This is a genomic window from Priestia sp. P1_B12_1 (assembly GCF_056406695.1).
The window spans coordinates 73,841-100,255 of sequence record NZ_JBFTZR010000008.1; the positions used below are offsets into that span (position 1 = coordinate 73,841).

A 26,415-nucleotide genomic window follows, 5' to 3' on the forward strand; every position below is an offset into this window, starting at 1 on the left:
GAAAACCCGTCTTAAAAACTAGCTTTCAAAAAACGAATAAATATACTATAATTTGTTTAAATATTTAAAAGAGGAGTACAACTAATGAAACAATTAATAAATGAAACAATCAATAAATTACAGGATACATTTTATGATGTAAGCAAATATATTGGGCAAAACCCTGAGCTTGGTCACGAAGAATTCAAAGCTTGCAAAGCATTAACGGATGTTTTAAAAGAACAAGGCTTCACAGTTGAAATTGGTACATGTGACTTACCAACGGCTTTTACCGCTGTTTATGACAGTCAAAAGCCAGGTCCGTCGATTGGGTTTATGGCTGAGTACGATGCTTTGCCGGATCTCGGACATGCATGCGGACATAACTTAATTGGAACCATGTCCATTGCAGCTGGTATTGGTCTTAGTAAAGCAGTTGCAGAAACAGGCGGCAAAGTATACGTATACGGCACGCCTGCAGAGGAAACACGAGGCGGCAAAGTGACGATGGCCGAGCAAGGTATTTTTAATCATTTAGACGTAGCTATGATGGTACATCCTTATTACTGCCACCAAAAAAGCGGACGTTCTCTTGCGATGGATGCCATTCAGTTTGAGTTCTTCGGAAAATCCGCGCACGCAGCTGCTGCTCCTCATGAAGGAATCAATGCGTTAGACGGCGTATTACAAACGTTCAACAGTATTAATGCGCTTCGCCAGCATGTGAAGTCGGATGTACGAATTCATGGAGTGATTACAGAGGGAGGCAAAGCGGCCAACGTTGTGCCTGATTATGCAGTAGCGCAATTTTATGTCCGTGCTTCAACTCGTGCATATGTAGATAAAGTGACAGAAAAAGTAAAGGCATGTGCAAATGGTGCTGCTTTAGCCACGGGAACAAAATTGAAAATCTCAAACTACGAGTTTTCTTATGATGATATGCAAACGAATCAAACATTATCCGATGTCTATACAAATAATCTCATTTCATTAGGCGTAAGTGAACAAAGCATTACAGAAGACCAAGGCGATCATGGATCTTTAGATATGGGGAATGTAAGCCAAGTTGTTCCGGCTATTCATCCTTATATTCAAATTTGTGATGATTATTTTGTTTGTCATACGCACGAATTTAGAGAAGCAGCTTTAAGTGAGCAAGGAAGAGAAGCAATGATACTCGGGGCACAAACAATGGCATTAACAGGGTATGACGTATTAACAAATCAAGCGTTGCTTCAAAAAATCAAACAAGAATTTAATGCTACCAAGTAAGAGGTAATGATAAAACCATACTAAATAATACGCTTGCCACTGCAAGCGTATTATTTAGTATGAGAAGTGGGACTGAATGGTTCGGAAAATTTGACCGTGGCGCTGTTCATCGCTCGCAGCTCGAACAATGCGGCTTTGAATTCGAGCATTTGTGATTCTTCTAGCGATTGATTGATAAAATGGAACGGTTTCTACTTCATCTTTAATGGATTCAGAGACCCCTTCTTGAAAAGTATTTGGCAGTTTTATGTTCAATGAAATCTGTGGATAGCTGCCTGATAAATCATAATAGGCTTTAGAAAACCAGTCAAAGTGTTTAATTTCATCCTGCCGAATATCTGATATAGCTTGTTGAAATTGATTATTAGGAGCCAGCTCTGCTAGGCGTGTATAGTAGTGAATAGCGGAAAACTCATCGTTTACAGCTTTGTTTATATCTCTTAGAAGCTGTTCATCTAGTCTTGTATCATCTTCCCAATATTCTTCATGCCGGGAGTAAAATTCATTCATATGGATATACCTCCTCACCGTTTTGTTCTCTTGTCGTCACCATCATCGTATGTATAGACAAGAACAGACGTACTTTAAAAGAAAAAAGTTTAACAAAATGGTAAAAAGGGTATGTGCAGAGAATAGTATCAAAAAAGACAGAGGTTATCTTATGATTAAAATTGTAGCTAAAACCAAAGAAGGAGCTATTAAAGAAATAGAAATGAATGAGATTCGTTCAAGCCATGACTTTCAATGGTATTGGGTTGATTTTTACAACCCCACCGAGGAAGAAAAAAAGCAGCTTGAACAATTTAATTTTCATCCTTTAGCAGTTGAGGACTGTTTAAATCAAGGTCAGCGGGCTAAATTTGAGTTGTATGATGAGCATTATTTTTTAGTCTATTATGCCCTTCATAAAGAAGAGCTTGAGCACTTAGAAGTATCTGCGTTTGTAGGAGATAATTTTTTAGTCACTTACCATATGGATAAGCTAACGAGCGTGGCTAGGGTGTGGGAGCTTATCAAAAAAGACCCTGAGGCTACCGAAGATGGAACATGGGATATCATGTATGAACTCTTAGATCATACCGTTGACGAATACTTCCCTGTGCTTTATAAATTTGAAGATCACATAGACGACATTGAAGACAATGCAAAAGACGAACCTATGGATGAATTAATGAGGCAGCTTTATGACATCCGAAGTGATTTGTCACGAATGCGCCGCATTTTAAACCCTATGAGAGATTTAATGTATCGTATTATGTCAACTAATGCGTTAAAAGCAAAAGAGCAGGTTCGCTATTTTAATGATATTTATGACCACCTATTAAATATGATTGAAATTATGCAAGCAAGCAGGGATTTGTCAAATGACATCCGAGAAAGCTTTATGTCCATTAACTCGGATCGTATGAACTCGATCATGTTTACGCTCACGCTTATGTCAGCTATTTTCTTACCGTTGACGTTTATTGCTGGCCTCTATGGCATGAACTTTTCATATATGCCGGAACTGACGGGGAAATATAATTATTTTATTGTACTTGGCATTATGATTGGGCTTGTAGGAGTAATGGTCTTTGCTTTTTATAAAATGGGATGGTTTAAATATCGAAAAGGACCTAAACTATAAAGTAGATTGTCAACCTTCCTGTATAAATGTTAATCAACTCAGTAAAAATGAAATTAAATAAGCGAAGATCTTATCTGACTCTAGATAAGATCTTTTTCTTGTGCTATAAACAAGAAAAGCAGGGAAGCGAGGGAAGAACGTGAAGCACGGAAGAATGGGGCTGCGAAGCATCACGGTGCTGCTTGTATGCATGGTGGTGATTCTATCGCTATTGTTAACGGATTTATTAGTTAGCAGTTCAATTGGAAAAAATATTCGGGATCAACAGGCTGAAAAAGCTCGGACTATTGCTACGATTATTTCAGAATCAACGAACGTGAAAGAAGGACTAGAGACAAAAACACCTCAGTCAATTCAAGAATTTACTAAACGAATTCGTGAAAAATCAAGCGTCTTGTTTATCGTTGTTATGGATATGAATGGAATTCGCCAATCTCACCCAGATCCTAAAAAGATAGGAAAGAGGTTTGCCGGAGGCGATGAGCAAAAATCATTGCACGGGAAATCTTATGTATCTGTATCAAAAGGAACGCTTGATAAATCTCTGCGCGCTTTTGCACCTATTTATAATGAGAAAAATCAGCAAATTGGCGCAGTAGCTGTGGGGATTTCTTTGAATAATGTAAATGAAGCAATTAGAGATGGGCATCGTCGAATTGTTTTAGGTTCATTAATTGGTTTACTTGTAGGCGTTCTTGGTGCTATTTTATTAGCGAATTACATAAAGAAAATTTTATTTGGCTTGGAACCTTCTGAAATTGCTAAAATTCTAGAAGAGAGAAGCACCATGCTGCAGTCGGTTCGTGAAGGAGTGATAGCTGTTGATAAAGAAGGTAATATTACACTTGCTAATCGTTCTGCACGCCGCTTATTTGTTAAAGCTGGGTTAGCACCAGAGCCAATCGGTTTGTCTATTCGAGAATATATGCCCACCTCCAGGTTGGACGACGTTTTGTCTACGGGGGAATCTCATTATGATGAAGAGCAAGTCATAAATGGAGTAGCCATTGTGGTTAATAGGGTTCCGCTAGTAGTAAACGAAGAGATTGTAGGGGCACTTTCTACGTTTCGGGATAAAACCGAAGTTAATATCTTAGCAGAGCAGCTAACAGGTGTTAAAATGTATGTGGAAGCGCTTCGAGCACAATCGCATGAATTTATGAATAAACTTCATGTGATTTTAGGAATGGTGCAGATGAATTATTATGATGAGCTAAAAACGTATATTCATCAGCTTGTTAATCACCGTGTCGATGAATCTAGTTCAGTGACTAAAACTATTAAAGATCATGCGTTGGCAGGGTTCCTCATGGGCAAAATGAGTTATGCTAGAGAGGAAAGCGTAGAACTGACATTTTCCGCTGATGAAGTTATTCCAGAACCTTCAGATCCACACGTTACTCATCATCTCATTACCATTATTGGAAATTTAATTGATAATGCAATTGATTCAGTTTGTCATCAAGCCTCTAAAAAAGTGTCCGTTATGCTTGTGTATAAAAACAATAAACTTACGATTCAAGTCACGGATACAGGCTGCGGCATTCCTTCCGATACAATGAATCAGATTTTCAAGAAAGGCTTTTCTACAAAAGGCACGAGCAGAGGGTTTGGGCTGCATTTAGTAAAGCAAACGATTGATGAATTAGGTGGCCAAATCGTCATTGACTCATTTATAAATAGCGGTACCACATTCTATATTGATATTCCGTACGAAACAAGGAGAGATCAAGTTGATTAAAGTATTAATTGTTGAAGATGACCCCATGGTTGCTCAGTTTAATCAAAAGTACATTGAAGAGATAGAGGGGTTTACAGTAGTCGCTGTTGCTCATTCGGGTCATGAAGCCTTGGTGAAGGTAAATGAATATCAAGTTGATTTAGTGTTGCTTGATATCTTTATGCCCGGGCAAAATGGTTTGAGAGTTTTACAAGAGATTCGAACAAAACAAGAGGAAATAGATGTCATTTTTATCACCGCTGCTTCAGATGCCCAAACGATTCAGCAAGCTTTACGCTACGGAGCGATTGATTATTTGATTAAGCCTTTTACATTTGAACGCTTTTATCAAGCACTTTCGGCTTACAAACAAACATTTCGCACGTTAAAACAGCAACCTCAGCTTAATCAACAGGAATTGGACGGGCTGTTGTCTAATAAAAAAATAAAAGAAGCTCCGGTAGAGCCATTGCCTAAGGGTTTAACGACTGGAACATTAGAAGTTATCGTAGAAGCCATCGAGCATCTTAAAGATCACCCTTTTTCGACCGATGATGTAGCTGAAAAAACGGGAATCTCAAGAGTGTCTATTCGGAAATATTTAAAATTTCTAACAGATATAGGTCTTCTTGGAGAAAGAATGACTTACGGCACAATAGGACGTCCTGTGTATGCGTACTTATACAATGAACAAAACCGTCACTTGCTGCATCACTACCTCGTTGACTTTGAAAAATAAAGAGATTGACCTGTCAGAGACGTCCGGTGCTATTTTGTCGGTGTGAGAATATTTTACTGTAGAGTGCCAGTGAGTTAAGTGGTATGGTTGATAATAACAAAGAAAAAAAACAAGTCGTTTGACTGAAAAAGAGGTGGTTTCTTGATTGGAAGCATAGAACGCTTGACTGAATTACTGTTATCAGGGAATCAAGATGAAGCTTGGAATATTGTGTGGAAAAAAAGACAGCAGGGTTTCGATACATTTTATATTTTTCAGCAATTCATTTCAGTGTCAATGGCTCAAATCGGTATGATGTGGGAAGAAGATGAAATTTCAGTGGCTGATGAACATTTAGCTACTACTACCTGTGACTATGTTTTGTCACGCTATCAATTGTGTATAAGAGAAGAAGTTATTAAAAATGAAAAAAAAGGTCTGTTTTTGTGTATAGAAAATGAGCAGCATTTTTTAGGGTTAAAAATGATTTCCATTCTCTTTGAAGAGCACGGATGGCAGACGAAACTTTTAGGAGCAGATTCTCCGCTTTTACATGCAACGCACGCTGTGGAACAATGGAAACCTGACTTAGTAGGAATCTCGTTCAGTTTAACTCATCATATAGAAAAAGCAAATGAATATATAAAAGGATTACAAAAGACAAAACATCAGCCGCTTATTTTAGTTGGAGGCCGAGTAGTTTCAAACTATAAGTTTCCTCTTGCTCAAACAAATCAAGTTCGGTTTATTGCACAGTTAGAGGAGTTGAAAGAGTTTTTTCATTATCAATCAATTAGGGGGATTAAGGTTGTCGACTATTAAATATGCTCCGCTTCCTGTTTTTATTATGGATGAGGAAATGAATATTCTAGCGCGATCTGATGAAGCAGCCACTTTATTCGGAGAGGTTCAACATTTTTTAGAAATTGTTGACGAAGATAGTCAGATCAAAGCTAGAAAACGATTAGGGCAGAAGAAAAAAATAAAAACAGAATTAGTCATGCATTCGCGCAAAGCTAAGATGTCTCTTTATACCGTGAATTGCAAATGGGAGCAAGATAAGGCGCATGTAATATGTGTAGAGGAAGATTCTCAAATTAGAATTCTTTCAGAAAAAATCCAACAACATACAGCGCGTTTATCTGAAACAGACTTAGAACTGCTGCTGCAAAAAGAACGATTAGAAAAAGCAATGAACCGAGTTATAGAACTGTCGGGACCGTTTATTCATTTATCGAACAACATGGTGCTTATACCTCTGTTTGGCGATTTATTTGAGGAAGTCATCATGAAAAATGAACATCGGCTGCTCAGACAAATAGATGAGGAAACGGTTGATCGAGTTATCATTGACTTTAATGGAATAGGTCAAATTGATGAACGAGGTGTTGCAGCCCTAGAACATTTAATATGGGAATTTCAGCTAATGGGTGTACAGATTTATTTAACAGGTGTGACACCCGATCATAGTCAGTGGCTTCACCAGTATCATTTTCAAGCAAATGTAAAATCTATTAGTAACTTAGGTCAGGCCATTCATCAATTTTTTACAACGGCATGAAATGGCTACAAAAAGTGAACACTTCATATAAAGACAATAAGACAGGGGATCAATATTGATAAACAGGTGATTAAAATTTGGTGAAACACGCGCGTAAAGTAGCTTTAAGAATTTCAATTATATATATCATTATTGGCGCTGTATGGATCCTGATATCTGATAATATATCTAGAACATTAGCGCAAGGTCGTTTTGAAGTATATATTTTTTTTCAACAATACAAAGGTTGGTTTTTTATTTTAGCTACGGGGATTATTTTGTATGGGTTGGTATATAGGAGAGCTTATAAACTAGTGGAGTCCCAGCAAGAGCTCGTAGTGAAAGAACACGAACTTCAAACGAGCAACCAGCACTATCAATCTTTATTCAAACATAATCCCGATGGCGTTTTTGAAATAAGTAAAACGGGTGAAGTTCTTCTTGCTAATCCAGAAGGTGAAGCAATCGTTGGATACTCCAGTGAAGAATTGCAAAAGATGAAACCTTCAGCTCTTATCGCAGCTGAAGAGTTTGATATGTGTAAAGAGTATTTTAAAGAAGTGCTGAATGGAAAAGGTGCTAAGTTCGAAATGAATGTGATCAATAGAAAGAGAGAAAGACGGTTGCTGAGGTGTTCTTTGCTTCCCATTATCGTTCATAAGCAGGTAGTAGGTGTATTTATGATTGCACGCGATATTACTACATACCGTCAAGATGAAGAGCTTATGATAACCTCGGAAAAAATGTCGGTTATTGGACAAATGGCAGGTGCCGTCGCACATGAAATTAGAAACCCGCTTACTTCTTTAAAAGGTTTTGTACAGGTTATGCAAGCCTCTAAGGAAACAAATGACACATATTTAGATATCATGATGTCTGAAATCGACCGCATCAACTTAATCTCCAGTGAAATGCTCATTCTTGGAAAAAAGCAGCATGTATCTTTTGAAAAGACCAATTTATGCGAGATTTTAAAACAAGTTATTACCCTAATGGAAGCGCAGGCCAATTTAAATAATGTTTCTATTTTATTGAAAGAAACAACAAAAAGGCCTATTTATGTTTCGGCTGATGCAAATCAGTTGAAACAAGTGTTCATCAATGTGATCAAAAACGGTGTAGAAGCTATTATGGAGAAAGGTCATATTACAATAACAGTTGAAGAAAAAGATACACGAGCATTGATTCACTTTGAAGACAATGGAATTGGAATGAGTCAAGAGAGGATTGAACAAGTAGGAACGCCGTTTTATTCTACAAAAGAAGCTGGCACTGGCTTAGGGCTGGCCGTGTGTTACAAAATCATGGAGCGTCATCAAGGTACCATGCATTTTAAAAGCGGTAAAGGAAAAGGGACAACGGTTACTATTGATATGCCAATTATAGAACGAAACAGCCGCCTCTCGTAGTTCAGAGAGGCGGCTGTTTTCGTGAAAAAGAGAAAGTAAGCAGCTGAGCCCTTTGGTCTGGATCCATATAGGACATAAAACCTCCTTCTTATACAAGTTTTCGTCCATAATAAAGAGGATCATATTGTTTTCTATAGAAGCAATAGTGTATCATAGTTGAAGCTATGTTTATTGATGTAGAAAAGTTAAGGTAACAACCGATTTTTCTACTGACGGATTGACAGGGTCCCTTGGGATAAGAAAGGTTTATTTATAAATAGAAATTAAGGTCAGTATTAACGCAAATGGCCACTGATACATTCGTTTAATTGAAATGAAAAAAATCGTTTATAATATCGAGAAAAGCATGGAAAAGGAGATAGATATGAGTCAGTTTATAGAGACTTTACAGCCTTTTTTACAAGAGGCATGGAAAAAAGCAGGGTTCAATGAGCCTACTGCCATTCAAACGAAAGCTATTTCAGAGATTTTAGCTAATAAAGATGTAATAGGAGAATCCCCAACGGGAACAGGAAAGACGCTGGCATATTTGTTGCCTGTCTTACATCGCATTCAGCCGGGACCATCTCATATTCAAGCAGTTATTTTAGCATCTTCCCATGAATTAGTTATGCAAATTCACGGTGAAATTCAAACTTGGTCGCAGGGAAGCGGTATTTCAAGCGCTGCGTTTATTGGCGGAGCAAATATGAAACGGCAATTAGAAAAACTCAAAAAACGTCCTAATATTATTGTTGGTACCCCAGGACGTTTGAACGAGCTAATTAAAATGAAGAAATTAAAAATGCACGAAGTCAAAACAATTGTGATTGATGAAGCGGATCAATTGTTTGTACCTGAGCATGTTCAAACGGTTCAACAGATTGTAAAAATGGCGTTAAGTGATCGTCAAATCCTAGTCTTCTCAGCTACTGTATCAGAACGTACCAAATCGCTAGCGAAAGATATGATGAACCACCCTCTTGAAATAGAGGTAGGAAGAGATGAACTTCCTGCTTCGAAGGTAGAGCATGTATACATCAAAAGTGAAGCTAGAGATAAAGTGGACGTGCTTAGAAAACTAGTTCGTCAAGAACAAATGAAAGCTTTAGCCTTTTTTAAAGGAATTGATACTTTAATCGAGTTTGAAGAAAAATTAACATTTAAGCGTGTAGAAGCAGGCTCTTTACACAGTGAAACGAAAAAAGAAGATCGTGCTACGACGATTAAAGGGTTTCGAAAAGGAGATTTCCCTGTCTTATTAGCAACGGATGTCGCAGCTAGAGGATTAGACATTAAGGGATTGACGCATGTAATTCACATCGATGTTCCTCAAGATGCAGATCAATACGTACATCGCTCAGGTAGAACAGGCAGATCGGGAGCAGAAGGTACAGTCATTTCTCTTGTGACTGAACGTGAAGAACGAAATTTAAAACAAATCGCACGTGAACTTCAACTTTCATTAGTGAAAAAAGAACTTTATATGGGTGAAATCGTGGATGAAGGAACAAAAGAGCAGTCCCGTACAGCTAAAAAACCTTCAAAAAAGCCGTTTAACAAGAAAAAGAAACAAAAAGGTCGAATGTAAATTAGGTATTCTTCCTTTTTATAACAGCAGTGTCATAACCTAAAAAGCAACGTCTACTGCTTTATTACAGCAGCCTGGCGTTGTTTATTTTCTCTATTTTCCCTGTATAAATAAGTAAAAAAAGAGAAATGTAGATATTTTTTCCTAGGTATGAAAATAGTTTGAATGATGGATTTTGTTTTTTGTAACCTTATTTTAACATTACTTTAAGAGACTTCTAATAAAAGAGGAAGAAGGACGTGGGGACATTTTATGGATGCAATTGATGATCTCTTTGACGACATAGAGCGAAGAAGAAAAAGTAAAGAATATAGTCGAGATGCAGATCAATTAGAATCATATTTACATGAAGTTCAACGTATCATGGAATTTCTTGAAGAGGGTATCTATCTGTTTCAAAATTCGCACCAACAATATGCGTCAGATTGGTCAGGGCGTTCTAAGAGCTCATATGAGGATATTTATAATGATATTACGCAATCTACTTTTCATCTGTACGACGTAAGGGATGAATTGTTTCAAACTTTACGCTTAGAAATTTCACGACTAAGAGAGTTAGCATCGGCGTAATAAATAACATTATCGACTCACTCCTTTAGAAAGTGAGTCTTTCCGTATAGGCTTAAAAAATGTTTAGATGATGACTGAAGGCTTACAAGAGATAGGGGGACGGACATACATGGAGATAAAAGTAAATCCAGAGGTGCTGCAGACATTTGCAGAGCGAATTCAGCAGTCTCATTCACAGACGGCTGATGCACTTCAAAAACTAAGCTGGGAAGCTACAAATCTACATTTCTTGTCTGTTGCAGATATTGATAAAGTGCTGGACTTGCAGGAAGAGTTACAGCATATGATTCGCAAACTTGATTCGCTAACGGAAAACGCACATTTATTAGTAAAAGACACGGCAGAACAAATGAGAAAAGCAGATGGAGAGCTAGAAGGCTCTTCAGGCTGGACGGAGTTTTGGTCGAGCGTATGGAGCGATGGGAGCACCCATTCACAAGATACGTGGAATGATATAAAGAACTTAAAAGAATGGAATACGTATGACAATATGCATAGAACGATTGAAAAACCTTTAGGTACTCTTAATGTTATGTGGAATTCGCTTTCTATGTCTTGGGAAGAAAAAGTAGTGAATGGTTCTACATGCAGTCGAACGGAATTTTTTACTTATGGCGTTATTCAAATGGGGTTGGGCATTTTAAGTCAGGAAATGAATCCTTCAAACATTATGTTTAGTGACAGCACAGAGGAAGTGAAGAGAGAATGAATGAAGTATATGATGGCGCTGGAAGTGAAATGGTACAGTTCCTTACAGGGTTGTCTCGGCAATGAAATATACATTTAACTTATTAGAAAAATCATTAATTGAAGCAATGAAAGATAATAAGAAAATTGCTCAATTTTATAAAACTTTAATGAATAGCAATTTATGGCTAGTTGTGAATTCAGAGCATGGAGCATCAGATATATTGATTGCAGAGCACTACGTTCAGACAATGAAAAGCGCAGCGTACCGATATTTACCTGTTTTTTCGTCAAAATATCCGATTGAACAGATGCTGAAAGATGAAAAGACCGTATGCGTATCATTTAAGGATATGCTGCCTGTATTAAATGAAGAAATAGCGATATTACTTAACCCTGACACGCCTCTCTCAAAATTATTCATCCCCGAAGAAATAAGGATGTTAAAAGAAGATCAAAATTATTTTAAGCAGTAGCCAAAAAATAAAAAGCGCATGTGCTTTTTCCAAGCATGTCTGAATCTTAAATGAATATAAGATATATAAAGAGGCAGGGCCTTAAATAGGCTGCTGCTTTTTTATTACTAGTAAATAGTTCTATAGATAATGAACGAAAATGTAATTTAATAGTCTTATAGTTTTTATTTTCCTTTAAATAGGTACCTATAGATCAGATGGAAAAGGTTTAAATGAGAACAAAATCTTGGTTTTTTAGGTTTTATTTGCATTTTTTAGGGGTATTTGTAGATACATATTCTCATTTTTGGAGGCTTTTGCAAGTAACCTTTGACCTTATCACTAGAGTTTCTTACAATAATAGTAAATATATAAACCGAAGGAGAGATATGTATGTCAGGAATTATTCGCGTAACACCAGCAGAGCTTCGCGACATGGCAGGTCGTTATACTAACGAAAGCGGTCAAGTTCAAGAATTAGTAAGTCGTCTTGATACAATGAAAAATCAACTTCAAGACATGTGGGAAGGTGCTTCAAGCGAAGCGTTTGCTGCTCAATACGAAGAACTAAAGCCTTCTTTCGTTGAAATGTCTAACCTACTTACAAAGATTGCTAAGCAATTAGATGACTCTGCAAACGTTCTTGAAGATACAGATAACCAAATCGCTAGCCAAATCCGCGGTTAACTTCATCTAATAATCTAAGTGAAGTAATAAAAGGAGCGCCCTATTCTCAAAAGATGAAGGCGCTTTTTCTATGTTTTGAGGTGATGAAACCCTATGTATATAGAAGTAACAGTAGACTTAAAGCACTATACAGGTGATCGGTTCGATTTGCGACTATCAAACTATCATTCACTCAAAAAAGTAGTCGAGATCGTTTGGCAAGCTAAAAAGATTACTCAATCACCAAAGGACGGTGCGTGGATACGTGTTTCAAATAAAAATCTTATTTTCTCGGGAAATGAGACGATGATTAACTGCGGAATTACCACAGGTGATTGTATCGAAATTCTCTAAAGGAGTCTATTAGAATGTCAGAGAAGAAACCGACTTACTTAGAAGAACAGCTCGAAGCTGTAATGACACGTCATAATAATGAATATACATTTGTTTTTCAAAAAGAAAAAATTCGACTTAATCGTTCTGTTGAAATTGAAATGTTAAAGGATGTAAACATGGCTTTTCAAAAAGAAATCATGATGAGCGATGATGAACTTAAAATAACAATTAAGCCTACCTCTGAATTTCAACCTTTTACGGCATTAAGAGGAAAAGAAGAACAGCAAAAGTGGCTGTTTGCAGATCAGCTTATCAAACAGGTAAAGCAGCATTCTTTTTCAAGGCTGCATTTGTTGATTTGTCCAGAAAATATCATTTTTGATAAAAGTTTAAGTCCGGCTTTTTTACACTATGGAGTGAAAGAAAGTTTACCTCCTTATGAGTCTAACGAGGAACAAAGCTTTCAAGAGTTAAAGGCTACGATAGCAGCGGCCGTTGACTCATCACATACATTTGAACAGTATTTTAAGTTATATGAGACCTTGCAATTAAAAGAAGACGCTAAAAAAATAATGCATATCAGCAATGAGGAAGAGTTGAGTCAATTTGTTCAGCATAAGCTAACTCAAATTGAAAAGCATCAAAAGACACTCGTTCAACTTCCTCAAAAACGCTGGACCATTTTTAAGTTTTCATCTGTGGGTATACTTGTCCTATTAATTCCAGCTCTTATTTATACTTTTTACTCTTACTTTTTTGCTCAGCCGAAACAAGAAGCATTTGTAGAAAGCAACGAATACTTTCTTGAAAAAAACTACAGCAAAGTAGTCGACACACTTGAAGATTATGACATTGAAAGCATGCCTAAAATTGTGCAATACGAAATAGCAACTTCCTATCTTGTTAATGAAAAGTTAGGGGAGGAGCAAAAAGCAAATGCTTTAAAGACCATTACGCTTCAGTCGGATCCTCAGTATTTTGCCTATTGGTTTTACATTGGCCGAGGAGACAACAAAAAAGCGCTAGAAGTCAGCAGGTTGTTAGAAGAACGTTCGTTAATTATCTATGCACTAATGAAATACGAAGGTCAGCTAAAGACAGACAACGATTTAGCGGCTGATAAAAAGCAAGAGGAGCTTGATAAAGTAGCGAACGAACTTGAAGAATTTAAGAAAGAAAATGATCAGCAAGAAGCGGAAGCAGCCAAGCAGCAAGAAGAGAAACAAGCTGAGGAAGCACAGGCGGCCAAGCAGCAGGAAGAAGAACAGAAAGCTGCAGAAGCCGAGAAAAAGAAACAAGAAGAGCAGAAAAAACAGCAGGAAGATCAATCGAAGTAGGGAGGTAGTTGTATGAATATGCTTTGGGTAGTTAGTGGGCAAACGTATCAGCAGCTGCCTGTAGATTTTAAAACCTTTCGCCAAGCAACGGTAGGAAACACTCAGCATCACACTTTTACGTTTTCCTATCCGTTTGAGAAAGGGCAAATGACGCTGTCATCTGAAAAGAACGGCCGGCTCTTGATTTCCTACGGAGAAGAAAGGATAGCAGAGCTATCTGTTTCTGAGTCATTTGTATGGCGAGAACAAGGACATGTTTTAACCTTTGTCCTTACAGAGACGGCTGTTAAAGAAGCTGTCTATTATATTGATTACGGATCAGAAGTCTCGTTTTCCACAAGTGATGAAGCAGCTGATGTGTATCAGCAGAAAGAAAAGTGTGTAATAGAGCCAAAAGAAGGATTTTACTTATCAAAGATAAACGGGAAGTGGAAGGTCTTTTATAACCAAGAACCGCTTTATCTTAACGGACACCGACTAGAAGAGAATACGAACCTTCAGCCTGGAGATCTTATTTTATGGTCTTCTATGACGATTCAATTGATCGAAAAAGATTTGCTGAAGATTCAAAGCTGCTATGATTATGCATCTAAGCTTCCAGCTACGGCACAGCCTATTTCTGAAATGAAAAAGAAGTACCCGGTTTATAGACGGACACCGCGCATGATATATGATTTGCCTAATGATAAGGTGAGCTTGTCCTTTCCGTCGCAAGACAATGATGAAAATAACCGAAGCTTATGGCTTACTATTTTACCGCCATTAGTCATGCTTTTAGTCATGGGTACGGTCTCGATTATTCAGCCTAGGGGAATTTTTATTATTATATCTGTCATGATGTTTACGACCACGCTGATTGTATCTACCGTTCAATACTTCAAAGATAAAAAACAGCGCAAGAAGCGGCAGGAGCGTCGTCGTCGAATTTATACAAAGTATTTAGAGAACAAGCGCGAGGAATTACAAGAACTAGTATCAGTTCAACGAGATGTATTATCTTATCATTTTCCGACGTTTGAACGAATGAAATATTTAACAGAACAGATTTCTGATCGAATTTGGGAACGAACTGTAGAAAGCAGTGATTTTTTACAGGTGCGCCTTGGAACAGGAACAGTTCCGGGAAGCTACCAAATTTCTTTGAATAGCGGAGATATGGCTAATCGAGAAATTGATGATTTGCTTGAGCAGTCTCAGCACATGGAAAAGGTCTATCGAGAAGTGAAAAATGCCCCTGTTACCGCTCATTTAGGTTTAGGCTCTATCGGTCTGGTAGGAAAGATGAAAACGGTGAAGAATGAACTGCATCAGCTTGTAGGACAGCTGGCATTTTCCCACAGTTATCATGACGTAAGATTCGTATTCATTTTTGATGAAGAAGAATATAAAGAGTGGGAATGGATGAAATGGCTTCCTCATTTTCAGCTTCCGCATTCTTTTGCGAAAGGTTTCATCTATAATGAACAAACGAGAGATCAGCTTTTATCTTCTATTTATGAAATGCTGAGAGAACGCGATTTGGATGAAGCAAAAGGAGAAGGGGTTTTCTTGCCTCACTTTGTTTTTATTATTACGAATCAGCAGTTAATTGCAGATCACGTTATCTTAGAGTATTTAGAAGGGTATCACCCTCACCTTGGGTTTTCTGCGATATTTGCGGCAGAGACAAAGGAAAGCTTAACGGAGCATGTTCATACACTCGTCCGTTATATTAACGAATCCGAGGGGGATATATTAATTCAAAAGCAAAAGGCTGTGAATATTCCATTTCAGCTTGATAAACACACGCTTGATTATAATGAAAGATTTGCAAGGATGCTGCGGACATTGGATCACCAAGTTGGCATGACCAACTCAATTCCAAATAGCGTTTCATTCTTAGAATTATTTAAAGCAAGAGAAATTGGTGAGTTGGATATCATGCAAAGGTGGCAAAGCAATGAATCAGCTAAGTCGCTAGCAGTTCCTATTGGGTTAAAAGGAAAAGAAGATATTGTTGAACTAAATCTTCATGAAAAGGCTCACGGCCCTCATGGATTACTTGCAGGTACGACGGGGTCAGGGAAAAGTGAATTCTTACAAACGTACATTCTTTCGCTAGCAGTGAATTTCCATCCCCATGAAGTCGCGTTTTTATTGATTGACTATAAGGGCGGAGGAATGGCTCAGCCGTTTAAAAACATGCCTCATCTGCTTGGAACCATTACAAATATTGAAGGAAGTAAGAATTTTAGTACAAGAGCCTTAGCTTCTATTAAAAGTGAATTAAAGCGACGCCAGCGCTTGTTTGATAGATATGAAGTCAATCACATTAATGACTATACAGATTTATATAAGCAAGGTATGGCAGAAGAACCTCTGCCTCATTTATTCTTAATCTCGGATGAGTTTGCCGAGTTAAAAAGTGAAGAACCAGAGTTCATTCGGGAATTAGTGAGCGCGGCGCGCATTGGACGTAGTCTAGGAGTTCATTTAATTTTAGCCACGCAAAAGCCAGGCGGTGTTATTGACGATCAAATATGGAGTAATGCGCGCTTTAAAGTAGCTTTAAAAGTCCAAGATGCCGCTGACAGTAAAGAAATCTTAAAAAATGCAGACGCTGCTTCTATTACGGTGACGGGTCGAGGCTATCTGCAGGTTGGAAATAATGAAGTGTATGAACTGTTTCAGTCAGCTTGGAGCGGCGCGCCGTACATGGAAGATACGTATGGGGCTGAAGATGAAGTCGCCATTGTCACAGATCTCGGGTTGATTCCTTTATCTGATGTATCTACTCAGCAGACGTCATCTAAACAAGCGGAAGCAGAAATTGATGTTGTGGTGCAAAAAATTGAAAAAACGCAGCAGGAACTAGCTATCAAAAAATTAAATAGTCCATGGCTGCCGCCTCTTAAAGAGAGATTGCTTCGCAGTGAGTACACAGAGAAGCGAGACGGCGTATTCCCAATTGGCTTGATTGATGAACCGGAAAAGCAAAGTCAAACGGTATACAACTATCAGCTGATGGAGGATGGAAACATTGGTATATTTGGTTCGTCAGGATACGGTAAATCGTTTACAGTCATGATGTTGCTTCTTAGTCTAGCTGAAAGACAAAGCCCGGAGCAGCTTCATTATTACATTTTTGACTTTGGAAACGGCACGCTGCTGCCGCTTCGTCAGCTGCCTCATACGGCGGATTATTTCTTAATGGATCAAATGCGTAAAATTGAAAAATTTATGACGATTATCAAACAAGAAATCGCAAGGCGAAAGCAGTTATTTCAACAGCAGGAAGTTAGCAATATCAAGATGTATAATGCTCTAAGTTCAGAAGAGCTTCCTCTAATTTTTATCACGATTGATAATTTTGATCTTGTCAAAGAAGAAATGCAAGATCTAGAAATGCAGTTCACACAGCTCGTGCGTGACGGCCAGTCTTTAGGAATTTATATGATCTTTACCGCGACGCGCGTGAATTCTATTCGTCAGTCGCTTATGAATAACTTGAAAACGAAGGTTGTTCATTATTTAATGGATCATTCAGAAGCGTATTCTATTTTAGGACGTACGCCGTATGCGCTAGAGTCTATTCCAGGCCGAGCTATTATCAAAACGGATCAGCCTTATTTTGCGCAGCTGTTTTTACCTGCGGAAGGAAAAGATGATTTTGAAATTTTTGATACAGTTAAGCTGCACATTCAACGATTAAAGAATCAATATGCTGATGCTATTGTTCCGGAGCCTGTACCAATGCTGTCATCGAAACTTGTGCTTGCCGAATTTATGACGGACAGAAGGGTTATTCGGGAAAAAGGAGTCATTCCTCTTGGGTTAGATGAAGAGTTTGTTCGACCGGTGCATATGAACTTTACGAAAAATAAGCATTGCATCGTCATGGGGCAGACGCAAAAAGGAAAAACAAATGTAGTGAAGGTCATACTGCAAACAGCGCTTGAACAAGGCGTGAAGCAAATCGGATTATTTGATTCGGTTGATCGCGGTTTATCAAGTTATACAGCTGAAGATGAAGTTGTTTACATGGAAATAAAAGAACAGATTATCGACTGGCTTGATTTAACTGAAGAACGGTTGCAGCGACGTGAAAATAAGTATTTGGAAGCAGTGCAGGAAGGAAAGGTACACAGTCTTTCATTTTCTCCGATCATGCTTGTAGTAGACGGATTTGTACGATTCCAGCAAAACTTAGACAGCGTCCTGCAGGATCGTATTACAAAATTGATGAAAAATTATAGTCACCTGGGCTTTAACTTGATTGTTGCAGGGAACAACAATGAGTTTTCAAAAGGATTTGACGCGTTAACAACAGAAGTGAAGCAAATTAGCCAAGCTGTGCTGCTGATGAAGAAAACAGAGCAAAGCTTATTTACACTTCCTTATGACCGAAAAGAAGCCGACGTTAATCCTGGCTTCGGTTATTATATTAAAAGTGGAAAAGAAACAAGAATTCAAATCCCGCTATGTGTAAGTGAAAGGAAGATCTTAACATGACCGAACAGCGTAAGTATACACTTAAAGTCATATTAGCTGTTGTTTTAATTTTGGCTCTTCCTTCTTTCTTTTTCCAGTATATTGGAGACAATCCGCTACAAGTCACAGAAAACTCAACAAGAACGATTGCGGTGGTTAACGAAGATAATGGAGTAAAAGAAAATAGTGAAAAAGCGATAGAGTTTGGAGAAAAAGTGACTCCTCTTTTACAGGAGGGGTCGGATTATCAATGGACCGTGCTTGGACGAAGCGCAGCTACAAGCGGTTTACAGAATGGAAAATATGATGCGGTTATCTATATTCCCTCGACTTTCTCACAAAATATTTTATCGTATCAGGAAAAAAAGCCAGAAAAAGCTACTTTGGAATACAAAGTTCAAAGTCAGCTTAACGCAGTTAATAAGGAAAAAGTAGTAGGGGAATTAGAAGATGCTACTACAAAGGTTAATAATGAAATGTCCTCTTTGTACTGGAGTTATGTATCACAGGAAGTGGATAAAGTACGCGGACAGTTCGATAAAATTCTAAATAAAGAAATCGCCTTTCAAAAAACAATGGTCGCTTTTTATAAACCGAATTCAAAAGATTTAGCAGGTGAATTAAATGATCAAAAGAAAATTCTTCAGCAAATCCAAGATAATGTAAATAAAGCAGAAAAAGGTTCGAGTGACAGACAAGGCGACGTAGAACAGGTTGAAAAGAATTTAAACAGCTTTATTGAATATGTAAATCAATATCAAACATATCAAGAAACACAGAAACAAATGCTTGAAAAAACGCAGGCTCAAAGCGTCACTGCGATTCAAGAAGGGCTTTCTTCCCTTGAATCTAATCAGCCAAGCTCTAAGCAAAATTTTAATGAGCAGGCCAATCAAGTGTTTAGTGGCTTATCTTCCATTCAACAGCAGTTGGATCAAAATCAAAAAGCCGTTGGAGAACTTGGAGACCAACAAGCGGATAACATCAGTGAACAAGAAAAAGCTCTGCAAGATTTGAACGGCCAAATAGTCAGTTCCTATAAACAGCAGTCTGAGCAAACAACCCTAAATCAAATTGAAAGTAAGCTAAAGCCGCTTCGTGCGCAGCTAGAGACAGCTTCATCAAATGATAGTGGCGGAGGCTCAACGGATCCAGGGGAAAGTGATGGAACTCAGCCAGACCCTACTCAAGGCGGAGAGACGCCAATGGACCCTGGGGAAGGTGACGGAACTCAGCCAGATCCGAATCAAGGTGGAGAGACGCCGACGGATCCTGGAGAAGATGATGGAACTCAGCCAGATGCTGGTCAAGGCGAAGGAACGTCAGAACCAATTAAAGTGGATTTATCTCAGCAAACAGCAAAGCTTGATGATATATCAAAAGGTCTTGAAGACTTAGAACAGCAGCTCCAAGGAATGGTGAACGAAACACCTGAAGCGCCTGAGACATCTGAGGGAACGGAAACGCCTGAAACACCGGACACACTGGACACACCGGACACACCGGATGCATCAGGTACATCCAATGCTGTGAAAAGTGCGCTTGAAAAAGTGGCTAATCTGAAAATACAGGTACAAGCAGTCAAAGATGAGCTGCAAAATGTAACAGTTCAGCCGGAAGCTTCAGGAGAAAATACGGATGAGCTGAAGCAGAAAATTGCCAGTTTGGAAGCAGACGTTGAGACTTTGACAGCACAGAAAAACAAAGCAGAGAAAGACTTAGAAGAAGCGACCAAGTCGTCCAGCAGTCAAATTGCTAAGCTTCAAGAAGAAAATGAACGATTAAAAAAAGAGAATGAAAAGTTGAAAGAAGACGGCAAAAAGCCTTCTAAAGGTAGTGTGAATGTAGACAATCTCATTACGATGATTACAAACAAAGAAGATAAAATTTTATCTTCTCCAAACCTTTCAGCTTCTCGCAAGGAAAAGTTGAGCAATACATTCTCAGGTAAGATTCAAAGCAGCAGTGCAGAAGATCTGCTAAAGTACTACGGTGATTTATCGCAGTATGATTTGACTTTAGCTCAGGTAGGAAATACAGACATACAGAACAGCGTCCTTAACAATGACTCTATTAAAGGAAGTTTGCAGCAGGCGTTAGCTGGCACCGTCTCTTCTCAAGATGCACGTAAGCAAATCCAACAAAACCTGTCTCTAACAAAAGAAGAGTTAGCACAGTTCCAAAGTTCAGTGCAAGATTTTGCTGATCAATATGGACAAACAGTTGATGCTGAACAAGCATCTATTATGGAAGAGCTATCAGCTATTCAAGAAAAAGCAAATGCAATGAATCAAGAGCTTCAATCTAGCGCAGGTGAAGATCAAGCATTAGAAAAGAAAGAAGCTCCGGACGTAACGGGCTTAATGACGCTGCAGCAAAGCATGGGTCAAGAGTTGAAGGGAATGAACGAACTCATTTCATCTTTAGGTGAAAGACAAGCAAATGTTGTCACATACACAGATGAATTGCAGAAGCGTGTAAATGAAGTCCAGGATAAAGCTGACACGCTTAACAGCAAGTGGGCCCAAAACGTGGATTCAACGAAGTTGGTTCGCGGCCAGGTATACCGTTTGTTAAATAATACATTAGTAGATGGACAGAATAATGATTACGTTTATCATTATTTAGCCAATCCTCTTCAAGTAAGCGGTGAAGTGCCGGCTGAAAAAGTAAAAGAGGTTCCACCAGTTGTCATTTTGGTTATTATCTTAATCAGCAGCTTACTAATTGGCTATTTCAGTCAATACTACCGACATGCACCTATGCTTGTGAAAGGTACGCTGTTTGGGTTATTGAATTTGATTGTAGGGTTAATGGTAAGTATCTTTAGCCTTAATATTTATTCGTTATCGGGAGACCGGGCAATGGAATGGTCAATCTTTACGATTGTCTTATTACTTGCTACATCTACACTCGTACGTATTGCTTTCTTATTAGGAAGCTTCGCTGGATGGGTGACGACAGTAGGGTTGATTTTATTTTATATTACCCCGCTTCTTAACTTATCTATGCCAAACTTTAATTACGAGGATCCAGTATCTAAGGTATATATGTCAATTCAATATGATACGCAGTCTCTATTTGGACAGGCGCTTATTGTATTACTGGGGATGACTGCCGTTTTAAGTGTTCTGCCATCTATTATTCGTGCTTTAAAGACGACTAAAGAGGTTGAAAATGATGAAACCTATAGTGCTTAATAAGAAGATTGGAAGTATTGTTCTTATTTTTTCACTTCTTTGTTTCCCTATAGCAGCAGCGGCTGAAGATGATGACGGAAACGTTGAAGAGATTAAACCAAATGTATATAAGGATGATCCGATTAACTTGGACCCCGAATCTTTGCTGGAAAATAAAAAAGAAGTAGGAAATATTCCGGAGGAAATAAAGGATCTTACATTTGAAAAAGAGGAAGATGCAGAGAAAGAGAGCTTAAAAGAAAGTCTTTTTGCGAACGCATCAGCTGAAGATAATACGATTTCTGCGAAAGCAAAAGAATATAACTTGTTTTCTTCTAAAAACACTTCCTACAAGAAAGATCGAACAGAACAAACTGCCTCTGAAAAGTCATCAGACCTACAATGGTTTTATTTATTATTGATTGGTGTGGGGGTTGTTGTATTATTTGCGGTTTTAATACCGCGCATTAGCCCTCAGCCTTCTGTGAAAAAATGAAAAAACCTCGCTGTTAATCAACAGCGAGGTTTTTGCGTATAGACGTAAATTTACAGGCGGCGGAAGCCTTCTTCAAACAAATAATCTTCGGCTTCTTCGTAAGATAGAAATGCTGCCTCTAAATTCAAGCCAGAATAAACATTCCACAGATCATCTTCATGAACAAGTAAAAGCGTTGCATTGTCTGGACCGTTCCAGCGCTGTTCATTTCCATTCCCTACAATAGCTTCTTCTCTAGCTGTATCAGGAAGGGTTGACAAAGATTCAATAGAAGCTTCAATAATTGAGCGAAGCTCTTCTTCTGTATAATCACGGATATTTACAAGACCTTTGTCATTTGTTTCATATCCTTTTAAAAACCCTCCATATACAAATCCATTTCCGTTAGGATGCAGATGATGCACAACAACCGTTTTATCGTACACGCTTTTTTCATAATGAAAATTCGCGCGTCCTAAAGATACATCTTTTCGATGCAGCTCTGGAAACGATGAAATAATAGCTAATTTTTCGTCAAAACTAAGCATACACAATCCTCATTTCTATTTAAATCATTTCACTTTCTGAAATGGTATAAGCTCTTTTACGATTCGGTTGATTATACCATATATAAAGAAAGACACATAATGCTTTTTCCAATGTGGACTTTTAAAAATATAACCCTTCGCATAAAGTGGCCGTCACTGTAAAGAAGAATACATCTTTTTCACTATAAAACTTAACAAAAAAGAGGCAGGGAATTCACAGTGAAAAAATAATATAAAGAGGTGGAAGAAAACTAGTTTTCAAACCTATCATATAGGAGGAATAAAAAAGTGAAATTATACGATCTGTGTAAAAAAACATGGGCACTATCCCTGCTTGTTTTTGTTCTTTTAGTGAGCTTAACTCCTGTTAGTCAAGCAGCCGCATTTTTATCTGTTGCACAAGCTCTTGAGAATCAAAACAATAGTGTACAAACGGTTAAAGGATATGTAGTAGGTCAACCTACAGGCACATCTACAGTTATTACGAGCAATTACCCAAACGATTATGCACTTGCACTTGCTGATAGTGCAAATGAAACCAATACAGACAAGATGGTGTACGTTCAAATTCCTTCAAATTTGCGAAGTACATTTGGACTTCAAAGTCACTCGGAGTTAAAAGGGAAAAATCTTACTGTTACGGGCACACTCACTCCTTATTTTTCACACCCAGGAATAAAATCAGTTACTTCTATCAGTACAGAAACAGGAGGAACTGATCCGGCTCCAGATCCCACAGAGCCAACTGTTCCAGTAGAAGACTATTATCGTACTGCAGCTGGAAAAACAGGAAATACCTTAAAGACAGAGCTTCATAACATTATTGATCATCATACAGAACTTTCGTATTCAGCCGTATGGGAAGCTTTAAAGAAAACGGATGAAGATCCAGTTAACGTAAATAACGTTATTTTGCTCTACACGGGGCGTTCACAGGCTAAGAGTACAAATGGAGGCGGAGTGGACGATTGGAATCGTGAGCACGTCTGGGCAAAGTCTCACGGGGATTTTGGAACAGCTATGGGACCTGGAACAGATCTTCATCACTTACGTCCAACCGACGTGTCTGTAAACAGTACGAGAGGAAACTTAGATTTTGATAACGGAGGGACGGAACATAGCGAAGCACTCGGAAATTATTTTGACAGTGATTCATGGGAACCTCGAGATGAAGTAAAAGGCGACGTGGCTCGTATGTTGTTTTATATGGCCGTGCGCTATGAAGGCGATGTAAGTGATGAGCCTGACTTAGAACTTAATAACACAGTAAATAATGGCACTGCTCCTTATCACGGGAAATTATCTGTGCTTCTTCAATGGAACGCCCAAGATCCAGTAGATGATCGAGAACGACGTAGAAATGACATTATTTATTCAGATTATCAGCATAACCGCAACCCGTTTATTGACCATCCTGAATGGGTGAATGAGATTTGGAACTAATGAAGGAGGCGTCCTGGCAGGGCGTCTTTTTTTTATAAAAGAAAAAGGAAAAAACTAAAATCCGCCGAATACCTATAGGTGATTTTGAAAAAATGGAGGGAAGATATGAAACAGCTATGTAAAAAAGGATTGGCTTTCGTTTTGATGTTCATTTTTGTTAACGCTTTCATTTTAAGTCCAATTAACGGAGCGGCTGCCGTAGATGGAAATTCAATGAATCCAGGTTACAAAACCTATTTAATGGCGCCTTTAAAAAAGGTAACAGACTATACGACATGGGAAGCGTTTGAGAACGATTTACGCAAAGCGAAACAAAATGGATTTTATGCAGTGACAGTAGACTTCTGGTGGGGAGATATGGAGAAAAACGGCGATCAGCAGTTTGATTTTTCCTATGCGCAGCGCTTTGCTCAAGCTGCTCGTAATGCAGGTATAAAGATCGTTCCTATTATTTCTACTCATCAGTGCGGAGGCAATGTAGGAGATGATTGTAACGTTCCGCTTCCATCTTGGGTATGGAACTTAAAAAGCGATGATAGCCTTTACTTTAAATCTGAAACGGGAACGATAAATAAAGAAACGCTAAGCCCGCTTGCAACAGACGTTATTTCTAAGCAATACGGTGAGCTCTACACGGCATTTGCGCAAGCGTTAGCACCTTATAAAGAAGTGATTGCTAAAATCTATTTATCAGGAGGCCCTGCAGGTGAAATTCGTTATCCGTCTTATACAGCAGCAGACGGAACCAGCTATCCGTCTAGAGGGAAATTTCAAGTGTATACGAACTTTGCCAAAAGCAAGTTTCAATCATATGCTTTGACTAAATACGGTTCACTCGCGGGCATTAATCAAGCATGGGGAACCAATTTAACCTCTGCATCGCAAATTTTACCGCCGTCAGATGGCTATCAGTTCTTAAAAGATGGTTATTCAACAGCTTATGGAAAAGATTTCTTAGCATGGTATCAAGGAGCTTTGGAAGATCACACAAAACGTATTGGACAGTTAGCTCATCAGGCTTTTGATTCCACCTTTAACGTACCAATCGGTGCAAAAGTGGCGGGAATTCATTGGCAGTATAACAATCCCACGATTCCTCATGCTGCAGAAAAACCTGCTGGATATAATGATTACAATGCACTTTTAGATGCGTTTAAAACAGCTAAATTAGATATAACGTTTACGTGCTTAGAAATGACGGACAGCGGAAGTTATCCAGAATATTCTATGCCAAAGACACTTGTACGCCAGGTAGCAGGTATTGCGAATGCAAAAGGAGTTGTTTTAAACGGGGAAAATGCTTTAACTATAGGCAGTGAAGATCAATATAAAAAAGCAGCTGAAATGGCCTTTAACTATAATTTTGCAGGATTTACGTTGCTTCGTTTCTACGATGTTATTAACAATGATACGCTGATGGGGCAATTTAAAAATACGTTGGGCGTTACACCTGTTGCGCAAACGGTTGTAGTAAAAAATGCGCCAACCGCATTAGGAGAAACGGTTTATATTGTTGGAGACAGAGCTGAGCTAGGTCAGTGGGATACGTCCATGTATCCAATTAAATTAACATATAATTCATCTACAGCTGATTGGAGAGGCACCGTCTATTTTCCTGCGAGTCAAAATGTTCAATTTAAAGCAATTGTGAAGAGAGCTGATGGATCGTTAAAAGCATGGCAGCCTTCGCAGCAATATTGGAGCGTACCTTCAACAACAATGACGTATACAGATAATTGGTAAAACAAAGCCGCATAGCACGTGCTATGCGGCTTTGTTTTGAACACAAGAATTATTTCCAGTTCTCTTGAATAAATTCATCTCGACCGGACTTAGCACGGTCTTCTTTATAATGCTTTGGATTTTTCTTGTGGAAATCTTGGTGATACTCTTCGGCTTCATAAAACGTAGAGGCAGGAAGAATGCTTGTTACGATTGGTTTTTTAAAACGTCCGCTTTCTGCGACCTCTAGCTTCGTCTCTTCAGCTGCTTGTTTTTGGCTGTCGTTATGGTAAAAAATTGCTGTTCGATACTGCGAGCCGCGATCTTGAAATTGACCTCCGTCATCTGTTGGATCAATTTGCGGCCAATAAAGATCTAATAAACGTTTATACGGAAACACTTCGGGGTCAAATGTGATTTGAACCACTTCGTAGTAACCGCTTGTTCCAGATTTTACTTGCTCATAAGTAGGGTTATCCACAGTTCCCCCCATATATCCTGATACAATGCCGTGAATACCTTCTAGCTCTTCAAAAGGTGTAACCATACACCAGAAACATCCACCTGCAAATGTAGCTTTTTCCATACGTAATCCCTCACTTAATCCGTTGTTATGAAGGGTATTATAACAAATTTATATTGAAACAGCTAGAAAAGGGTTTGTAGTCTGTGTAAAAGCTGTGGATAAAGAT

General features: G+C 38.4%; 22 protein-coding genes. 19 read left to right on the forward strand and 3 right to left on the reverse strand.

All coding sequences use genetic code 11. The features are described from left to right. Nucleotides 1–84: 84 nt before the first annotated feature. On the forward strand, nucleotides 85–1,251 hold the full coding sequence (locus AC1D0Y_RS22400) for a M20 family metallopeptidase (RefSeq protein ID WP_060746107.1): 1,167 nt from the start codon (nucleotides 85–87) through the stop codon (nucleotides 1,249–1,251). Nucleotides 1,252–1,305: 54 nt separating this feature from the next. On the opposite strand, the gene AC1D0Y_RS22405 is transcribed toward AC1D0Y_RS22400, so the two are convergent. Further along, entirely contained in the window at nucleotides 1,306–1,761 is a 456-nt protein-coding gene (locus tag AC1D0Y_RS22405) for a ferritin-like domain-containing protein (protein ID WP_060746108.1), read from the reverse strand. A 151-nt stretch (nucleotides 1,762–1,912) separates the two neighbouring features. On the opposite strand from AC1D0Y_RS22405, the gene corA reads away from it, so the two are divergent. From corA to essA, 16 genes are all read left to right on the forward strand, one after another. Continuing rightward, nucleotides 1,913–2,878, forward strand: a complete 966-nt coding sequence (gene corA, locus AC1D0Y_RS22410; RefSeq protein ID WP_013055095.1) for a magnesium/cobalt transporter CorA — start codon at nucleotides 1,913–1,915, stop codon at nucleotides 2,876–2,878. A gap of 154 nt (nucleotides 2,879–3,032) precedes the next feature. Continuing rightward, on the forward strand, nucleotides 3,033–4,619 hold the full coding sequence (gene dcuS / locus AC1D0Y_RS22415) for a DcuS/MalK family sensor histidine kinase (RefSeq protein ID WP_060746139.1): 1,587 nt from the start codon (nucleotides 3,033–3,035) through the stop codon (nucleotides 4,617–4,619). Further along, nucleotides 4,612–5,337 (forward strand): response regulator, encoded by a 726-nt coding sequence (locus AC1D0Y_RS22420; protein ID WP_025752831.1) that lies wholly within the window; start codon nucleotides 4,612–4,614, stop codon nucleotides 5,335–5,337. Before dcuS ends, AC1D0Y_RS22420 begins: the two co-directional genes overlap by 8 nt. Before the next feature lie 141 nt (nucleotides 5,338–5,478). Next, nucleotides 5,479–6,138: a cobalamin B12-binding domain-containing protein gene (locus tag AC1D0Y_RS22425; RefSeq protein WP_060746109.1), complete on the forward strand. Its 660-nt coding sequence runs from the start codon at nucleotides 5,479–5,481 to the stop codon at nucleotides 6,136–6,138. Continuing rightward, nucleotides 6,125–6,877, forward strand: a complete 753-nt coding sequence (locus AC1D0Y_RS22430) for an STAS domain-containing protein (protein ID WP_028410159.1) — start codon at nucleotides 6,125–6,127, stop codon at nucleotides 6,875–6,877. Before AC1D0Y_RS22425 ends, AC1D0Y_RS22430 begins: the two co-directional genes overlap by 14 nt. Nucleotides 6,878–7,170: 293 nt before the next feature. Then, nucleotides 7,171–8,265 carry an ATP-binding protein gene (locus AC1D0Y_RS22435; protein WP_225049871.1) on the forward strand — a complete coding sequence of 365 codons (1,095 nt, stop codon included), beginning with the start codon at nucleotides 7,171–7,173 and terminating at the stop codon, nucleotides 8,263–8,265. A gap of 364 nt (nucleotides 8,266–8,629) precedes the next feature. Next, nucleotides 8,630–9,835, forward strand: a complete 1,206-nt coding sequence (locus AC1D0Y_RS22440) for a DEAD/DEAH box helicase (protein ID WP_013081498.1) — start codon at nucleotides 8,630–8,632, stop codon at nucleotides 9,833–9,835. Nucleotides 9,836–10,087: 252 nt separating this feature from the next. Continuing rightward, nucleotides 10,088–10,405, forward strand: coding sequence for a hypothetical protein (locus AC1D0Y_RS22445; protein ID WP_013055102.1), 318 nt, complete (start codon nucleotides 10,088–10,090; stop codon nucleotides 10,403–10,405). Nucleotides 10,406–10,514: 109 nt separating this feature from the next. Beyond that, entirely contained in the window at nucleotides 10,515–11,114 is a 600-nt protein-coding gene (locus tag AC1D0Y_RS22450; protein ID WP_013055103.1) for a WXG100 family type VII secretion target, read from the forward strand. 61 nt (nucleotides 11,115–11,175) lie between these two features. Next, the gene (locus AC1D0Y_RS22455) at nucleotides 11,176–11,568 is read left to right on the forward strand and encodes an SseB family protein (RefSeq protein ID WP_028410157.1); all 393 of its coding nucleotides are present in this window, start codon (nucleotides 11,176–11,178) and stop codon (nucleotides 11,566–11,568) included. A gap of 372 nt (nucleotides 11,569–11,940) precedes the next feature. After that, entirely contained in the window at nucleotides 11,941–12,234 is a 294-nt protein-coding gene (locus AC1D0Y_RS22460) for a WXG100 family type VII secretion target (protein WP_013055105.1), read from the forward strand. A gap of 93 nt (nucleotides 12,235–12,327) precedes the next feature. Then, the gene (yukD, locus tag AC1D0Y_RS22465; RefSeq protein ID WP_013055106.1) at nucleotides 12,328–12,567 is read left to right on the forward strand and encodes an ESX secretion system protein YukD; all 240 of its coding nucleotides are present in this window, start codon (nucleotides 12,328–12,330) and stop codon (nucleotides 12,565–12,567) included. A 14-nt stretch (nucleotides 12,568–12,581) separates the two neighbouring features. Next, the gene (gene essB / locus AC1D0Y_RS22470; protein ID WP_028410156.1) at nucleotides 12,582–13,886 is read left to right on the forward strand and encodes a type VII secretion protein EssB; all 1,305 of its coding nucleotides are present in this window, start codon (nucleotides 12,582–12,584) and stop codon (nucleotides 13,884–13,886) included. Between the two features lie 12 nt (nucleotides 13,887–13,898). Beyond that, a complete protein-coding gene (gene essC, locus AC1D0Y_RS22475; protein WP_060746110.1) occupies nucleotides 13,899–18,377 on the forward strand; it encodes a type VII secretion protein EssC in 4,479 nt (1,492 codons plus the stop codon). Further along, nucleotides 18,374–21,556 carry a type VII secretion protein EsaA gene (gene esaA, locus AC1D0Y_RS22480; protein ID WP_060746111.1) on the forward strand — a complete coding sequence of 1,061 codons (3,183 nt, stop codon included), beginning with the start codon at nucleotides 18,374–18,376 and terminating at the stop codon, nucleotides 21,554–21,556. Before essC ends, esaA begins: the two co-directional genes overlap by 4 nt. Continuing rightward, entirely contained in the window at nucleotides 21,534–22,031 is a 498-nt protein-coding gene (gene essA / locus AC1D0Y_RS22485) for a type VII secretion protein EssA (protein WP_060746112.1), read from the forward strand. The genes esaA and essA overlap by 23 nt, the downstream gene beginning before the upstream one ends. Before the next feature lie 50 nt (nucleotides 22,032–22,081). Here essA and AC1D0Y_RS22490 read toward each other — a convergent pair whose 3' ends face one another. Continuing rightward, a complete protein-coding gene (locus AC1D0Y_RS22490) occupies nucleotides 22,082–22,558 on the reverse strand; it encodes a hypothetical protein (protein ID WP_060746113.1) in 477 nt (158 codons plus the stop codon). Between the two features lie 288 nt (nucleotides 22,559–22,846). Here AC1D0Y_RS22490 and AC1D0Y_RS22495 point away from each other — a divergent pair, with 288 nt between their 5' ends. Then, on the forward strand, nucleotides 22,847–24,001 hold the full coding sequence (locus tag AC1D0Y_RS22495) for an endonuclease (RefSeq protein ID WP_060746114.1): 1,155 nt from the start codon (nucleotides 22,847–22,849) through the stop codon (nucleotides 23,999–24,001). Nucleotides 24,002–24,106: 105 nt separating this feature from the next. Then, complete coding sequence (locus AC1D0Y_RS22500) at nucleotides 24,107–25,744, forward strand: family 14 glycosylhydrolase (RefSeq protein WP_060746115.1); 1,638 nt, start codon at nucleotides 24,107–24,109, stop codon at nucleotides 25,742–25,744. A gap of 49 nt (nucleotides 25,745–25,793) precedes the next feature. Here AC1D0Y_RS22500 and msrA read toward each other — a convergent pair whose 3' ends face one another. Next, nucleotides 25,794–26,309 carry a peptide-methionine (S)-S-oxide reductase MsrA gene (gene msrA, locus AC1D0Y_RS22505; protein WP_060746116.1) on the reverse strand — a complete coding sequence of 172 codons (516 nt, stop codon included), beginning with the start codon at nucleotides 26,307–26,309 and terminating at the stop codon, nucleotides 25,794–25,796. Between the last annotated feature and the right edge of the window lie 106 nt (nucleotides 26,310–26,415).

Excerpts from the sequence above, each read along its gene's own strand:
- AC1D0Y_RS22450 (WP_013055103.1), top strand. The coding sequence starts at position 10,515 with ATGGAGATAAAAGTAAATCCAGAGGTGCTGCAGACATTTGCAGAGCGA.
- AC1D0Y_RS22455 (WP_028410157.1), top strand. The coding sequence starts at position 11,176 with ATGAAATATACATTTAACTTATTAGAAAAATCATTAATTGAAGCAATG.
- corA (WP_013055095.1), top strand. The coding sequence starts at position 1,913 with ATGATTAAAATTGTAGCTAAAACCAAAGAAGGAGCTATTAAAGAAATA.
- yukD (WP_013055106.1), top strand. The coding sequence starts at position 12,328 with ATGTATATAGAAGTAACAGTAGACTTAAAGCACTATACAGGTGATCGG.
- AC1D0Y_RS22405 (WP_060746108.1), bottom strand. The coding sequence starts at position 1,761 with ATGAATGAATTTTACTCCCGGCATGAAGAATATTGGGAAGATGATACA.
- dcuS (WP_060746139.1), top strand. The coding sequence starts at position 3,033 with ATGGGGCTGCGAAGCATCACGGTGCTGCTTGTATGCATGGTGGTGATT.
- AC1D0Y_RS22400 (WP_060746107.1), top strand. The coding sequence starts at position 85 with ATGAAACAATTAATAAATGAAACAATCAATAAATTACAGGATACATTT.
- AC1D0Y_RS22440 (WP_013081498.1), top strand. The coding sequence starts at position 8,630 with ATGAGTCAGTTTATAGAGACTTTACAGCCTTTTTTACAAGAGGCATGG.
- AC1D0Y_RS22490 (WP_060746113.1), bottom strand. The coding sequence starts at position 22,558 with ATGCTTAGTTTTGACGAAAAATTAGCTATTATTTCATCGTTTCCAGAG.
- msrA (WP_060746116.1), bottom strand. The coding sequence starts at position 26,309 with ATGGAAAAAGCTACATTTGCAGGTGGATGTTTCTGGTGTATGGTTACA.
- AC1D0Y_RS22500 (WP_060746115.1), top strand. The coding sequence starts at position 24,107 with ATGAAACAGCTATGTAAAAAAGGATTGGCTTTCGTTTTGATGTTCATT.
- essA (WP_060746112.1), top strand. The coding sequence starts at position 21,534 with ATGATGAAACCTATAGTGCTTAATAAGAAGATTGGAAGTATTGTTCTT.
- AC1D0Y_RS22445 (WP_013055102.1), top strand. The coding sequence starts at position 10,088 with ATGGATGCAATTGATGATCTCTTTGACGACATAGAGCGAAGAAGAAAA.
- essC (WP_060746110.1), top strand. The coding sequence starts at position 13,899 with ATGAATATGCTTTGGGTAGTTAGTGGGCAAACGTATCAGCAGCTGCCT.
- esaA (WP_060746111.1), top strand. The coding sequence starts at position 18,374 with ATGACCGAACAGCGTAAGTATACACTTAAAGTCATATTAGCTGTTGTT.
- AC1D0Y_RS22460 (WP_013055105.1), top strand. The coding sequence starts at position 11,941 with ATGTCAGGAATTATTCGCGTAACACCAGCAGAGCTTCGCGACATGGCA.
- essB (WP_028410156.1), top strand. The coding sequence starts at position 12,582 with ATGTCAGAGAAGAAACCGACTTACTTAGAAGAACAGCTCGAAGCTGTA.